Genomic DNA, 14,223 nt, shown 5'->3' with positions numbered 1-14,223 from the left:
TTCCCTCACCCGCACCGCTTCGCAGGATAAGAAATGCAGATGGAAAATTTCGCCCCGGTCATGTTCGCGGGGCTGATCGTGATCATGCTGATCGGCTTCCCGGTGGCCTTCTCGCTGTCGGCGCTGGGCCTCCTCAGCGGCTTCATCGCGATCGAGATGGGCTGGTTCCCGCCGGGCTTCATGGCCAACCTGCCGCTCAACGTGTTCGGCATCCTGTCCAACGAAACACTGCTGGCCATCCCCTTTTTCACGCTGATGGGCGCGGTGCTCGAGAAGTGCGGCCTGGCCGAGGACATGCTCGACTCCATGGGCCAGCTCTTCGGCCCGGTGCGCGGCGGCCTGGGCTACTCCGTGATCATCGTGGGCTTCATCCTCGGCGCCATCACCGGCACCGTGGCGGGCCAGGTGATCGCGATGGCGATGATCTCGCTGCCGGTGATGATGCGCTACGGCTACAACATGCGCTACTCCGCCGGCGTGCTCGCGGCCTCGGGCACCATCACGCAGCTGGTGCCGCCCTCGCTGGTGCTGATCGTGATGGCCGACCAGCTCGGCACCGACGTGGGCCAGATGTACAAGGGCGCATGGGGGCCGTCGATCCTGCAGGTGCTGATCTTCGCGATCTACACCTTCCTGATCTCGCGCATCCGCCCGAGCTACGTGCCGGGCGTGCCGGCCTCGGCGCGCACGCTGGAGGGCTGGGCGCTGTGGGGCAAGTGCCTGCGCGGCATCATCCCCTCGGCAATCCTGATCTTCGCGGTGCTGGGCTCGATGGGCGGGCTGCCCTTCATGGACCACGCGATCGCGACGCCGACCGAAGCCGGCGCAATGGGTGCGGTGGGCTCGCTGATCCTGGCCGGCATCCACCGGCGGCTGAACTGGCCGATGCTCAAGGAGGCGATGAACGGCACCATGCGGCTCACCGCCATGGTGGTCTTCATCCTGATCGGCTCGCGCGTGTTTTCGCTGGTGTTCCAGGGCGTCGACGGCGCCAAGTGGATCGAGCACATGCTCTCGGGCCTGCCGGGTGGGCAGATCGGCTTCCTGATCGCGGTCAACGTCTTCGTCTTCTTCCTGGCCTTCTTCCTCGACTTCTTCGAGATCGCCTTCATCATCCTGCCGATGCTCGGGCCGGTCGCGGCCAAGCTGGGCATCGACATGGTGTGGTTCGGCGTGCTCCTGTGCGTGAACATGCAGACCTCGTTCATGCACCCGCCCTTCGGCTTTGCGCTGTTCTATCTGCGCGGCATCGCCGACACGCTGTTCAAGAACGGCGCTCTGCCGCGCAAGATCGAATCGCGAGACATCTATCTGGGCGCCATTCCGTGGGTCGGGCTGCAGCTGCTGCTGGTGGCGATCGTGATCTTCTTCCCGCAGACCGTCACCGTGTTCCTCGACAAGAAGGTCGAGGTCGACGTCGACAAGATCAAGCTGGAGATGCCGGCCGACCTGCAGGGCCCCGACAGCGGAGGCATCAACATGGACGACCCCTTCGGCAACAAGAAGTCCGGCGAGCCGGACGCGCTGCCGATGCCCGAGCCCGAGGCGCCGGCACCGGCCCCCGGGACCGACAGCAAGCAGTGAACGCACCCGAGGCCGACGCGGGCGGGCCGCTCGAGAGCCCTGCCTATCCGCCCTTGGTTCGGATCCTGGCGGTGGTGCTGATCGTCGACCTGATCGCATTCGGGCTGTGGAGCCTGCCTGCGCTGCGAAGCGCCGAGTGGTCGACGCCGGGCCTGTTGTTGTTCGGCGGCGCCGCGGTCTGCATCGCGTGGGTCGGCTACTGGATCGTCTACAGCCGCACGCGGCTCGAGGGCGATGTGCTGACTCAGACCTGGCTGTGGAACAAGCGCGAAAGCGCGGCGAACGTGGCGCAGCTCAAGCTGGTGCACTGGCCGTGGGTCGACCGCATCATCGCGCCCCGCCTGCTGGTGCGGCGCCGCAACGGCGCCGTCACGTGGTTCCATTCGGCCGACGCCCGTCTTCTGACCGGCTTCGCGGAACGCGTGGCAGCGCGGCTCGCGCTGGACCGACGCCCTCCTTCATAGCAGCGGCCACCCCGCACGGATGGAATTGGCGCGGCCCGCAAGAGTCCTCACGCAAAGAAAAACCGCTTAGAGGGGTGAGCCTCTAAGCGGTTGATTTCGCTAGTAAAAAGTGGTGCGGCTGGCAGGATTCGAACCCACGACCCCTTGGTTCGTAGCCAAGTACTCTATCCAACTGAGCTACAGCCGCACAGCTTGCGAGTATAGCATGCCCGCGAGGGCCTCTTCGGCCGTGTTGATGCAAACATGCGGTGGTAGGCCGTGCTGGGCTTGAACCAGCGACCAACGGATTATGAGTCCGCTGCTCTAACCAGCTGAGCTAACGGCCCACGCAGTCGGGATTCTAGTGGCGGCGCCGGCCCGCCCTATTTGCGGTGACTGAGCGCGTTGGTGACCAGCTTCGACGTGATGTCGACGATCTGGATCATGCGGTCGTAGGGCATGCGCGTCGGGCCGATCACGCCGAGCGTTCCGACCACCTCGCCGTCCACCTCGTAATTCGCACTCACGATCGAGAGATCGTCGAAGGGCACGACTTGGCTTTCCCCGCCGATGAAGATGCGCACGCCCTCGGCCTTGCTCGAGACGTCGAGCAAGCGCAACAGCTGCGCCTTCTGCTCGAAAAGCTCGAAGGCGCGGCGCAGGTGGCTCATGTCGCTGGAGAAATCGGTGACCGACAGCAGGTTGCGCTCGCCGGCGATCACCACTTCGTCCTGCGCCTCCGTGAGCACCTCGGAGCTGACCTGCACCGCCGCCTGCATGAGCGCCGCGATCTCGCCGCGCAGTTGCTCCATTTCCGACTGCAGACGGTCGCGCACCTGCTCGATCGAAAGGCCCGCGAAGTGCGCGTTGATGTAGTTCGAAGCCTCGACCAGTTGCGACTGCGAATAGTCGACCTCGGGAAAGATCACCCGGTTTTGCACATCACCGTCGGGCGAGACGATGATCACCAGGAGGCGGCGCTCCGACAGGCGCAAGAACTCGATCTGGCGAAATGACGAGGCACGGCGCGGCGCCATCACCACGCCGACGAATTGCGACAGGTTCGACAGCAGGTGGGCGGCATTGGCGATCACCTTCTGCGGCTGGTCGGGCGGCAGGCTGGGCGCTGCGAGATGCTCGCGCTGCGCAGTCAGCATGGTGTCGACGAACAGCCGATAACCACGCGCCGTCGGAATGCGGCCGGCCGAGGTGTGCGGACTGACGATGAGCCCGAGCCCTTCGAGGTCGGACATCACATTGCGAATCGTCGCAGGCGACAGCTCGAGCCCCGAAGCACGGGAGAGCGTTCGGGAGCCCACAGGCTGCCCTTCGGCGATGTACCGCTCGACCAATGTCTTGAGCAGCAACTTGGCGCGGTCGTCCAGCATTGAAAGATTTTAGTGTTGTAATTTACAGATGACATCCAGCTTCCGGCGCGTCGCATTGATCGGCAAGTACCAGGCTTCCGGCGCGCGCGTGCCGGCCGGTGCGCTGGACGAGGTCATGAAAGGCATCGGCGCCTTTCTCGAATCCCAGGGCTGCGAGGTCTTCGTCGAGCAGGCGGATGAAGGCGAGCGGGCACGGACCCGCTACGCCGCCCTCTCGGTCGACGAGATCGGTCGCCGATGCGACCTGGGCCTGGTGGTCGGGGGCGACGGGACCATGCTCGGCATCGGGCGCCAGCTCGCCTGCTACGGCCTGCCGCTGATCGGCATCAACCGCGGGAGGCTGGGCTTCATCACCGACATCGCGCTGAACGAGTACCAAAGCGTGCTGATCCCGATGCTGGCCGGCGAGTACGAGGAAGACCACCGCAGCCTGATGCAGGCGAATGTGGTGCGCAAGGGCGTCTCGGTGTTCGATGCGCTCGCCATGAACGACGTGGTCGTCAATCGCGGCGCCACCTCGGGCATGGTGGAGCTGAGGGTTTCTGTGGGGCACCATTTCGTCGCCAACCACCGCGCGGACGGCATGATCATCGCCTCCCCCACCGGCTCCACCGCCTATGCGTTGTCCGCCGGCGGCCCGCTGCTGCACCCGGCGGTGCCGGGCTGGGTGATGGTGCCGATCGCACCCCACTCGCTCTCCAACCGCCCGATCCTGCTGCCGGACGCGGACGAAGTCTCGATCGAACTGGTCGGCGGCCGCGATGCGAGCGCCAATTTCGACATGCAATCGCTGGCGACCATGGCCATCGGCGATCAGATCGTCGTGCGGCGCTCCGAATACCGCGTGCGCTTCCTGCACCCCCGGGGCTGGAGCTATTTCGACACGCTGCGCAAGAAACTGCACTGGAACGAAGGAGGTTCCTGACCCATGAGCCGCACGGCCGCCCCGAAGGCGAATAGCACCGTAGCCGAAGGCGAAGGTACGCCAATGAGACCGAACGCTCGACCTGTTCGTGGCCCCTCGCGAGCGCTCTCCGAGCACCTCGGCATCCTGGGCGGGCATTGACATGGCGCTGCGTCGCATCGCCTTGCGCGATTTCGTGATCGTGCGCTCGCTCGAAATCGACCTCGCGGCCGGATTCACCGTGCTCACCGGCGAGACCGGCGCCGGCAAGTCGATCCTGATCGACGCGCTCCAGCTGGCGCTCGGCAATCGCGCAGACGCCGGTGCGGTGCGCGAAGGCGCCGAACGCCTCGACGTCAGCGCCGAATTCGATGCCGACCCGTCTCTCGCGGACTGGCTGGACGAAGGCGGGTTCGAGTCCGGCGATGCACTGCTGCTGCGCCGGACGGTCGACCTCCAGGGCCGCAGCCGCGGGTGGATCAACGGCAGCCCCGCCACCGCCACCCAGTTGCGCGAACTCGGCGACCGGCTGCTGGACATCCACGGCCAGCATGCCTGGCAAAGCCTGACGCGTCCCGAGGCCGTGCGCGGCTTGCTCGACGCCTATGCCGGCGCCGACGATGCGGCGCTCGCGCAGGCCTGGCAAGGCTGGCGCCAAGCCATCGCAGCGCTGGACAAGGCACGCTCGGCCCAGGACTCGCTGCAGCGCGAGCGCGAGCGCCTCCAGTGGCAGGTGAGCGAAGTCATGAAGCTCGCGCCGGGCGCCGACGAATGGGACGAGCTCTCGGCCAGCCACACCCGCATCTCCAACGCGCAGGCGCTCATCGATGCGGCCCAGGGGGCCAGTAGCGCGCTGGAAGACGACGAGAGCGGCGCGCTCGCCGCACTGAGCCGTGCCGTCACGCTGCTGCAGAACTGCGAGCACATCGAGCCCGCTTTCAAGGAACTGGGCGAGGTGCTCGCCTCGAGCGTGGCCCAGGCCTCCGACGCCGCGCATTCCCTGCACGGCTACCTGCGCCAGGCCGACACGGACCCGGAACGACTGGCCGAGCTGGACGAGCGGATGGGCCTCTGGATGTCGCTGGCCCGCCGCTACAAGCGCACGCCGGCCGAGCTGCCCGCCCTGCTGGCCGGGTGGCAGGCCGAGTTGCAGACGCTGGATGCACAGAGCGACCTGGAGGCGCTTGAACGCGCCGAGCAGGCCGCGCAACAGGCCTACATGAAGGAGGCCAGGGCCCTGGGCAAGGTGCGCAAGCAGGCCGCTCCGCGGCTGGCGCAGGCCGTGACGCGGGCCATGCAAGGCCTGGGCATGCAGGGCGGCCGCTTCGAAGTCGTTCTGGAATCGCTGGCCGAGCCCGCCCGGCACGGACTCGAGGACATCGCCTTCCTGGTCGCAGGCCACGCGGGCAGCACGCCGCGCGCGATCGGCAAGGTGGCCTCGGGCGGCGAGCTGTCGCGCATCGCACTGGCGATCGCCGTCACCACCAGCCAACTGGGCGCCGCGCAGACCCTGATCTTCGACGAGGTCGATGCCGGCGTCGGCGGCGCCGTGGCGGAGACCGTTGGCCGCCTCATGAAGCAGCTGGGCCGGGACCGGCAGGTGCTGGCCGTCACCCACCTGCCGCAGGTGGCCGCCTGCGCCGACCACCATCTGCTGGTCGCCAAGCAGCAGACCAGCGCGAGGACGAAGGACGGCATCCGTACGGAAAGCAGCGTGTCGGTGCTCGACGACGACACCCGCACCCGAGAGATCGCGCGCATGCTGGGCGGCGAGCGCATGTCGCAAACCTCGCTCGCGCATGCGCGCGAAATGCTGGGCAAGAAGGCGCCGGAGACCTCGTCATGAGCCTGGAACTCGTGCTGATCACCGGCATGTCCGGCTCGGGCAAGTCCGTCGCCCTGCACGCGCTGGAAGACGCGGGCTACTACTGCGTCGACAACCTGCCGCCCGAGCTGCTCATGCCCTTCGTCGCCCTGCAGCGCGAGCAACAGGCAGAACGCGTGGCGATCGCGATGGATGTGCGCAGCGGCATCTCGCTGCCGCTGGTGCCGCAACAGCTGGACCGGCTGCGGCAAGACGGCGTGTCGCTGCGCTCGCTGTTCCTGGACTCGACCACCGATGCGCTGGTGCGCCGCTATTCGGAGACCCGGCGCCGCCATCCCCTGTCGCGCCACGATGGCCGCACCGATGCGCCGGAGCAGCAGCGCGTGCTGATGCAGGCGATCGAGCTCGAACGCGAGCTGCTGGCCGAGCTGCGCGACGGCGCCGACGTGATCGACACCAGCATCATCCGGCCGGCGCAGCTGCAGAGCTACATCAAGGCGCTGATCGCGGCGCCCGAGAGCGCGCTCACGCTGGTGTTCGAATCCTTCGCCTTCAAGCGCGGCGTGCCGCTCGATGCCGACTACGTGTTCGACGTGCGCATGCTTCCCAATCCGCACTATGTGGCCGCGCTGCGGCCTTTGACCGGCCGCGACGCGCCCGTGATCGAGTGGCTGCGCGAGTACGACGATGTCGCGCGCATGTACGGCGACATCGAGCAGTTCCTTCTTCGTTGGCTCGATGCATTGGCGCGCGACCATCGCAGCTACGTGACCGTGGCGATCGGCTGCACCGGCGGCCAGCACCGCTCGGTGTTCCTGGTGGAGCAGTTGGCCCGCGGCTTCAGCACGCGCTGGGCCGCGCTCAAGCGGCATCGCGAGCTGGACGCCCTGGGCTAGTCGCCGGCGACCAGCAGCTTGCGCACCGGCGCCGGGAGGCCCAGTGCCGACCAGTCGACGGCAGCGAACCAGCTGCCCGACTCGGTTGGCGGGTGCTCCGCTGCACACGCCACCGACACCGGATGCAGGTGCAGGTCCTTGTGCGTGAGCACATGCAGAAAGGCGGGGGCGTCCTCGGCGGTACGGCGCGCATCGGGCGCCAGCTCGTCCAGCAGCGAAGCGCGGCTTTCGTACACCGGCAGGCAGTAGAGGCCGGCCCAGATGCCGCTCGAAGGGCGCTTCTCGAGCCAGACGCGCCCTTTGGAATCGAGTGCCTTCAGCATCCACAGGGACTGCGCGCTGCGACGCAGCTTGCGTGTCTTGACCGGAAAGCGCTCGGGAGCGCCCTCGCGCCGCCCCACGCACTGCGCGCTGACCGGGCAGATCATGCAACTGGGCTTGCGCGGCAGGCACACGGTGGCGCCCAGGTCCATGAGGCCCTGCGTGTACCCGGCGATGGCGCGCCGCTGGGCCGCAGGCGGCAGCAGTTCCGTTGCCAGGGCCCACAGGGCCTTCTCCTGCGCGGCAGACGCCAGGTCGCCCTCGAAGCCCAGCACACGCGTCAACACCCGCTTCACGTTGCCATCGAGGATCGCGACCCGCTCGCCGAAGCAGAAGGCGGCGATAGCGGCGGCGGTCGACCGGCCGATGCCCGGCAGCGTCTGCAGCTCGGCCGCCGTATGCGGGAAAGATCCGCCGAAGCGCACGACCACGTCCTGAGCGCAGCGATGCATGTTGCGCGCGCGGCTGTAGTAGCCCAGCCCGCTCCACAGCCCCAGCACTTCGTCCTCGGTGCCTGCGGCGAGCGCCTGCACGGTGGGAAAGCGCTGGAGGAAGCGGGTGAAGTAGCCCAGCACGGTCGACACCTGCGTCTGCTGGAGCATGACTTCCGACAGCCAAACGCAATAAGGGTCCTGGGTGTTCTGCCACGGAAGCTCGCTGCGGCCGTGGCTGCGCTGCCAGTCGACGACACGCGCAGCAAAGTCCGCCGGCAGCCGCTGGGCCGCCGATTCCAGATCTTCAGGCGGCACTGAGTTCGCTGCGCGCCGCAGCCGCGGAGGGCGCCTCGTTGCTCGTGAGCAGCGCCGTGAACTCGCGCAGGCGCACGTGCAGCTCGGCCAGCCCGGCCTCCTGGGTGGCCAGCTCGGCCAGGCGCTCGTCGAGGTTGCCGGCGGCATTTTGAATGCGCTCGACCGCCTCGATGCGCTTGGTGAAATTGCGCCGGCGCTCCTTGAGCTGCGCGTCGAGTTGGGCGCCCGCGCCCTTGCTCCAGCGCTCCACCTCGGTCATGGCCGCCTCGTTGACCACCCGCAGCCGGCTCGCCAGCGCACGCACCAGCTTGTCGCAGAAGTCGGGCTGCGCGAGCTTCAGCAGGTTGCCGATTCCGAGGTAGTGGATGTGACTGTTCTCGATCTGGCTCAGTTGTTCCTGGAAGCCCGTCAGGTCGGGCTCGGCCGGCGCCTGCAACGCAAACCCGTGCTCGGCATTGAGCTGACGGAAGGTGGCGTGCAGCATCGACTGGATCTCGGCAGTGGTCGCCTGCACCTCGCGCAGGTTGTTGCGCAGCGCGTCGAAGGTCGCGCCGTAGACCTTGCGCACGTTGAGCTTGATGCCGGGCCGCTTGAGCGAGGATGACAGGCGGGCCATGTCGGCCTTGAGCGCCGTGCTGCCCAGCACCGCGTACACCTCGCGCAGCAGCTTGCCCTGCACCGAGCGAAGCGCCAGGATGCGCGTGTTGCTGCCCTCGAACTCGGCCTGCTCCTGCTCGATGCGGGTGCGCATGTGGCGAATGACCGAGACGTTCTTGCCACGCAGGCCCTGCAGCTCGAGTGCCTGCTCGGACAGGTCGCGCTGACGCACCTTCAGGATGCGCGCGGCCTCGGCCTGGAGGGCCGAGATGCCGGCGTCCACCGCCAGCCGCAGCATGCGCTCTCGCTTGCCGAGCAGGCCTTCGCCCAGCACGGACTCGAGCGCGGGCAGCCGGCTCGCCTGCAGCAGCGGCACGTCGCGGCGGATCTTGGCCTGCAGGCCCTTCTGCGCCGATACCGGAAGCACCTGCGTGAGCGGCACGCCCAGCAGCTCGGCCGCGCCCTTGCGCTGGCGCTGGATCTGAGCGTCGATCTGGGCCGGCGTGCTCAGCGTGTCCCACATGGTGTCGATCTTGTTGAGCACCACGATGCGGGTTTCGCCCGGATCGCCTTCGGTGATCAGGTGCTCGCGCCAGATCGCGAGATCGGAACGGGTCACGCCTGTATCGGCGCCCAGGATGAAAACCACCGCGTGGGCTTGGGGAATCAGGCTCACCGTCAGCTCGGGCTCGGCGCCGATCGCGTTGAGGCCGGGGGTATCGAGGATGACCAGCCCCTGCTCCAGCAGCGGGTGCGGCATGTTCAGCAAGGCATGGCGCCAGCGCGGGATCTCGACCTGGCCCTCGGCGTCGGGCACGGGATTATCGTCGGGCGATTCGTCGCTCCAGAAGCCCAGGGAACGCGCCTCGGCCAGCGGCACGCGCCGGACCTCGGCCACCTTGTTCATGGTCTGCGAGAGCTGCTCGGCGTCTTCGACGTCGATCGGGATTTCGGTCCAGTGCTCGGCCTTGTCGCGCCAATGGGCGAGCGAATGCGGCTCGAGGCGGGTTTCGATGGGCAGCAGCCGAAGGCAGGGAAGGAAGGAGCTGTCGTAGCCCAGCTCGGTGGGGCACATCGTCGTGCGGCCCGCGCTGGCCGGCATGATGCGGCGGCCATAGGCGGCGAAGAAGATCGCGTTGATCAGCTCCGACTTGCCGCGCGAGAACTCGGCCACGAAGGCAACCATGACCTTGCTGGTGCGCATCTGCGACTCCAGGTCGCGCAGGCGTTCGGCGACGCTCTGGTCCAGCAGCTCGTTCTCATCCAGCCAGCGCGACAGCCATTTGAGGCGGTGCGCGAAGTTGCGTCGCCAGGCGCCATGCTGGTCGAATTGCTGATTGAAGGAGCGGGTCAAGGGTGTGTAAGGGTTGCTTACAAAATATAGCACCCACATGGCGCTGGCGTGGCAGTAGTCTGCCGGGCTTTCAGTACTTTTGGCACGTCGGGCAAAAATAAGTCGAGCGCTGCCCCTGGCGCACCTGCCGCACCGGGGTGCCGCATACACGACAAGGCTCGCCGGCGCGGCCGTAGACGGTTGCCTCCAGCTGGAAGTAGCCGCTCTGCCCGTCGACATTGGAGAAATCGCGCAGCGTGCTGCCGCCGCGCTCGACCGCTCTGGCGAGAATTTCCTGCACTGCCGCATGCAGCCGCAGCGCGCGCGGACGGCTGATGCGGGAAGCGGAGACGCTCGGACGAATGCCGGCCAGGAACAGCGCCTCGGACGCGTAAATGTTGCCGACGCCCACCACCACGTCGCCGGCGAGCAACACCTGCTTGATCGGTGCCTTGCGGCGCCTGAGGCCCGCGTGGAAGCGATCGGCATCGAAGGAGGCTTCCAGAGGCTCCATCCCCAGCCCGCCCAGCAGCTTGATCGCCAGCGGCGACGTCTCGGCTTCCACGTACACCACTGCGCCGAAGCGCCGCGGATCGTTGAGGCGCAGGGTGCCGAGGCTGGTCACCATGTCGAAATGATCGTGAACGCCGGGCGCGGGCAGCAGGGTGTCGAAGCGCAAGCTTCCGGACATGCCCAGGTGCATGAGCAGCAGCCCCGCATCGAGGTCGACCAGAAGATATTTGCCGCGCCTGCGCACGGCCCGGACCGTGCGACCCACCAGCGCCGCGGGCTCCACCGACAGGGCCCAGCGCAACGGCTTGCCGAGCCGCACCGCCTCGATGCGCGCACCCTCGATGCGCTCGGCGAAACCGCGCCGCGTGACTTCGACTTCGGGTAGTTCAGGCATGGAGGAAGGCTGACACGAAAACAAGGCGAGATCGAAGCCCCGCGCGGCCATCGCTCGAAAACCTTGGATTATTATGACTTGATGATCCCCTCGCTCCGCCGATCCCGCCTTGCGGCGGCCGCGCTCTTGGCCCTTGTTTCCGTGGCGGCGCAAGCGCAGCCCAACACGCCCGCCCCCGCAGCACCGACCAGCCCCGCGCCCCTCATCGAACCGGCGGCACCACCCGTGACGACCGCTGCCGCCACTGCCTCGCGCGAAGAGAAAGCGCGGGCCTCGGCGATGACGGCCGAGCTCTTCTACGAAGTGCTGATGGGCGAGCTGACGGCGCGCTCCGGCGACCCCGGTTCGGGCTATGCGCTGGTGCTGGATGCCGCACGCCGCTCGCGCGACCCCAAGCTGTTCCAGCGTGCCGTCGAAATCGCGCTCCAGGCGCGTTCCGGCGACGCCGCGCTGGCCGCATCGCGCGCCTGGAAGGAAAGCCTTCCGCAGTCGCGCGATGCGCGTCGCTTCGAGCTGCAGATCCTGATCGCGCTGAACCGCATCTCCGAAACCGTCGAGCCGCTCAAGGCCGAACTGGCGTCCACGCCCCAGGTGGAGCGGCCCTTCCTGATGGCCATCATCGCGCGCAACTACGCCCGGGCCACCGACAAGAAGCTTGCCGTCTCGGTCGTCGAACAGGCGCTGGCGGACGACCTCAAGAGCCCGGCGACCGGCGGCGCAGCCTGGGCCACCGTGGGCCGCCTGCGGCTGGCGGCGGGCGACGCTGCCGGGGCACTGGAAGCTGCGCGGAAGGGCCACGACATCGACCCCTCCGCCGATGGGCCGGCCATGCTGGCCCTCGAATTGGTGGACCCCGCCCAGCCCGAAGCCGAAGCGCTGGTCAAGCGCTACCTGGCCGGCCCCAAAGTCCTGCCCGAGATGCGCATCGCCTACGCGCGCGTGCTGGTGGAAGGTCGCCGTTACACCGATGCGAGCGCGGAACTCGCCGCCTTGACCGCGGCTCGCCCCGAATTGCCCGAGCCCTGGCTGCTGCTTGGCAGCCTGCAAACCCAGGCAAGGCAGGATGCGGCGGCCGAAAACTCGCTCAAGCGCTATGTGGCGATGGCCGAGACGCAGCCCGATGCCGAAGCGCGCGGCCGCGGCCAGACTCAGGCCTTCCTGCTGCTGGCGCAACTGGCGGAACGCCGCAAGGACTTCGTGGGCGCCGAGCACTGGCTGTCGCGCATCGACAGCACCGAAGACCTGGTGGGCGCGCAAACGCGACGCGCCGCGCTCCTGGCCCGCCAGGGCAAGTTGCCCCAGGCCCGGGAGCTGGTCCGTGCCCTGCCCGAGCGCACCGAAGACGACAAGAAGCAGAAGTTCATGGCCGAAGTCCAGCTGCTGCGCGATGCCAAGCAGTACCAGGCCGCCTACGACATGCTGGCGCAAGCCAGCTCGGCCAAGCCCGAGGACACGGACCTGATCTACGACAAGGCCATGGTGGCCGAGAAGCTGAACCGCCTCGACGAAATGGAGCGCCTGCTGCGCCGACTGATCGAGCTCAAGCCCGACAACCAGAACGCCTACAACGCGCTCGGCTACTCGCTGGCCGATCGCAAGATCCGGCTCGAGGAGGCGCGCACGCTGATCAAGAAAGCCGTGCAGTTGGCGCCGGAGGACCCGTTCATCGCCGACAGCCTCGGCTGGGTCGAGTTCAGGCTGGGCAATACCGACGAAGCCATGCGCATTCTCGAGGCCGCCTACAAGCGCAGGCCCGACCCCGAGATCGGGGCGCACCTGGGCGAGGTGCTCTGGGTCAAGGGTCAGCGCGATCGCGCCATGTCGATCTGGAAGGAAGCCTTCCTGACCGATGCGGACAACGAGACGCTGCAGGAGACGCTCAAGCGCCTGCGCGTGAAACTTTGAAGCGTCGCCTTGCCCTCTGCGCCGGCTGGGCCGGTCTGCTGCTGGCTGCGGGCTGCGCCAGCCCCGGCGGTCCGCTGGTCGCGGCCAGCGGCGAGGCCTGGAGCGGCCGGCTTTCGCTGCGCGTCGACAGCGAGCCGGTGCAGACCTTTTCAGCCCTGTTCGAGCTGCGCGGCGCCCCGCAGGCCGGCGAGCTCATCCTCACGAGCCCGATCGGCAACACCCTGGCCCAGCTGCACTGGGCGCCGGGCGAGGCCTTGCTGAAGAACGGCAGCCAGACGAGGCGCTTCGAGTCGGTCGACGCGCTGATCGAAGCCGCCACCGGCGCCGTGATCCCCGTCGGTGCACTGTTCGGCTGGCTGGCCGGCCGCGAAGAACGGGTGCCCGGCTGGCGGCCGGACCTGTCCCAGGTCGGCGCCGGCCGCCTGCAGGCCACGCGCGATATGCCGCAGCCGCGTGCGGATCTGCGCATCGTCTTCGAACGCGCATGAAGGCGCTCTACGACCTGCCGGCGCCGGCCAAGCTCAATCTCTTCCTGCACATCACCGGCCGGCGTGCGGACGGCTACCACCTGCTGCAGTCCGTGTTCATGCTGATCGATTGGTGCGACACCCTGCATCTGGAAAAGCGCAGCGACGGCCAGCTCACGCGCGAGGACCTCACGACCCCACTGCCGTCCGATGACCTCGTGCTTCGCGCCGCGAAGGCGCTCCAGGCTTTTTCGGGAACGACGCAAGGCGCCCATATCGGCATCGCCAAGCAGGTGCCGGCGCAAGCCGGCATGGGGGGCGGCTCCTCGGACGCAGCCACCTGCCTGCTGGGGCTCAATCGCCTGTGGGGCCTGGAGCTGCCGCTGTCGCAGCTGGCGCAGATCGGCCTTGCGCTGGGCGCCGACGTGCCATTTTTCCTGCGCGGGCGCAACGCGTGGGTCGAAGGCATCGGCGAGCAGATCACGCCGATCGACCTGCCGCCGCAGCGCTTTGTTGTCGTCAAGCCGCCCGAAGGGCTGGATACCCGTCTTATTTTTGCAGCGCCCGATCTTCAACGCGAAACACCTGCTGCTATAATTTCTGGCTTTGCTGCATACGCTGAACAAGACGGGGGCGAGATCAAGAGTCTCGGCTTCGGTCGCAACGATCTGCAGCCGGTTGCTGAGAGGCTCTGTCCCGCCGTCACCGATGCCATTGCCTGGCTCGGTCGCCAAGGACTCCAGGCTCGCATGACCGGTTCAGGAAGTTCGGTGTTCGCGGCAATGCCGCATGATGTGGAACTGGCCGGTGCGCCCTCGGGCTGGCAGGTTCGCAAGTGCAGCAATCTGGCCATCCATCCCCTCGTGGGCTGGGCGGCCTAGAAGGTCAGAGCGCTTTTGTGGTC

The 14,223-nt window shown here is 67.7% G+C and carries 12 protein-coding genes and 2 tRNA genes; 8 read left to right on the top strand and 6 right to left on the bottom strand.

Annotation, left to right across the window (positions count from 1 at the left end; all coding sequences use genetic code 11):
• The first annotated feature begins 33 nt into the window (after positions 1–33).
• Together AC3A6Y_RS09805 and AC3A6Y_RS09800 are read left to right on the top strand one after the other, a co-directional pair.
• Positions 34–1,584, top strand: coding sequence for a TRAP transporter large permease (locus tag AC3A6Y_RS09805; RefSeq protein ID WP_487868035.1), 1,551 nt, complete (start codon positions 34–36; stop codon positions 1,582–1,584).
• Positions 1,581–2,048, top strand: coding sequence for a hypothetical protein (locus AC3A6Y_RS09800; protein ID WP_487868034.1), 468 nt, complete (start codon positions 1,581–1,583; stop codon positions 2,046–2,048). The genes AC3A6Y_RS09805 and AC3A6Y_RS09800 overlap by 4 nt, the downstream gene beginning before the upstream one ends.
• 110 nt (positions 2,049–2,158) lie before the next feature.
• On the opposite strand, the gene AC3A6Y_RS09795 is transcribed toward AC3A6Y_RS09800, so the two are convergent.
• From AC3A6Y_RS09795 to hrcA, 3 genes are all read right to left on the bottom strand, one after another.
• Positions 2,159–2,235, bottom strand: a tRNA-Arg gene (locus AC3A6Y_RS09795).
• 62 nt (positions 2,236–2,297) lie between these two features.
• Positions 2,298–2,374 (bottom strand) — tRNA-Ile (locus AC3A6Y_RS09790).
• 36 nt (positions 2,375–2,410) lie between these two features.
• Positions 2,411–3,415 carry a heat-inducible transcriptional repressor HrcA gene (gene hrcA / locus AC3A6Y_RS09785; RefSeq protein WP_487868033.1) on the bottom strand — a complete coding sequence of 335 codons (1,005 nt, stop codon included), beginning with the start codon at positions 3,413–3,415 and terminating at the stop codon, positions 2,411–2,413.
• A gap of 28 nt (positions 3,416–3,443) precedes the next feature.
• Here hrcA and AC3A6Y_RS09780 point away from each other — a divergent pair, with 28 nt between their 5' ends.
• The 3 genes from AC3A6Y_RS09780 (at position 3,444) to rapZ (ending at position 7,040) form a co-directional block, all read left to right on the top strand.
• Positions 3,444–4,340 (top strand): NAD kinase, encoded by an 897-nt coding sequence (locus AC3A6Y_RS09780; RefSeq protein ID WP_487868032.1) that lies wholly within the window; start codon positions 3,444–3,446, stop codon positions 4,338–4,340.
• A 142-nt stretch (positions 4,341–4,482) separates the two neighbouring features.
• Complete coding sequence (gene recN, locus AC3A6Y_RS09775) at positions 4,483–6,165, top strand: DNA repair protein RecN (protein ID WP_487868031.1); 1,683 nt, start codon at positions 4,483–4,485, stop codon at positions 6,163–6,165.
• Positions 6,162–7,040: an RNase adapter RapZ gene (gene rapZ / locus AC3A6Y_RS09770; protein ID WP_487868030.1), complete on the top strand. Its 879-nt coding sequence runs from the start codon at positions 6,162–6,164 to the stop codon at positions 7,038–7,040. The genes recN and rapZ overlap by 4 nt, the downstream gene beginning before the upstream one ends.
• On the opposite strand, the gene mutY is transcribed toward rapZ, so the two are convergent.
• From mutY to mutM, 3 genes are all read right to left on the bottom strand, one after another.
• Positions 7,037–8,110, bottom strand: a complete 1,074-nt coding sequence (gene mutY, locus AC3A6Y_RS09765) for an A/G-specific adenine glycosylase (protein ID WP_487868029.1) — start codon at positions 8,108–8,110, stop codon at positions 7,037–7,039. The two genes, rapZ and mutY, sit on opposite strands and share 4 nt — an antisense overlap.
• A complete protein-coding gene (locus AC3A6Y_RS09760; protein WP_487868028.1) occupies positions 8,100–10,061 on the bottom strand; it encodes a dynamin family protein in 1,962 nt (653 codons plus the stop codon). Before AC3A6Y_RS09760 ends, mutY begins: the two co-directional genes overlap by 11 nt.
• A gap of 70 nt (positions 10,062–10,131) precedes the next feature.
• A complete protein-coding gene (gene mutM, locus AC3A6Y_RS09755; RefSeq protein WP_487869040.1) occupies positions 10,132–10,947 on the bottom strand; it encodes a bifunctional DNA-formamidopyrimidine glycosylase/DNA-(apurinic or apyrimidinic site) lyase in 816 nt (271 codons plus the stop codon).
• Positions 10,948–11,028: 81 nt separating this feature from the next.
• Here mutM and AC3A6Y_RS09750 point away from each other — a divergent pair, with 81 nt between their 5' ends.
• Genes AC3A6Y_RS09750 through ispE form a run of 3 tightly spaced genes read left to right on the top strand, consistent with a single transcriptional unit; the run spans position 11,029 to position 14,200 of the window.
• Complete coding sequence (locus tag AC3A6Y_RS09750) at positions 11,029–12,852, top strand: tetratricopeptide repeat protein (RefSeq protein WP_487868027.1); 1,824 nt, start codon at positions 11,029–11,031, stop codon at positions 12,850–12,852.
• On the top strand, positions 12,849–13,340 hold the full coding sequence (locus tag AC3A6Y_RS09745) for a lipoprotein insertase outer membrane protein LolB (protein WP_487868026.1): 492 nt from the start codon (positions 12,849–12,851) through the stop codon (positions 13,338–13,340). The genes AC3A6Y_RS09750 and AC3A6Y_RS09745 overlap by 4 nt, the downstream gene beginning before the upstream one ends.
• Complete coding sequence (ispE, locus tag AC3A6Y_RS09740; protein WP_487868025.1) at positions 13,337–14,200, top strand: 4-(cytidine 5'-diphospho)-2-C-methyl-D-erythritol kinase; 864 nt, start codon at positions 13,337–13,339, stop codon at positions 14,198–14,200. The genes AC3A6Y_RS09745 and ispE overlap by 4 nt, the downstream gene beginning before the upstream one ends.
• The last annotated feature ends 23 nt before the right edge of the window (positions 14,201–14,223 follow it).

The organism is Variovorax sp. Soil_C_17, from assembly GCF_057657265.1.
Note: the sequence above shows the minus strand (reverse complement) of the source record. Positions and strands in the feature narration are given on the sequence as shown.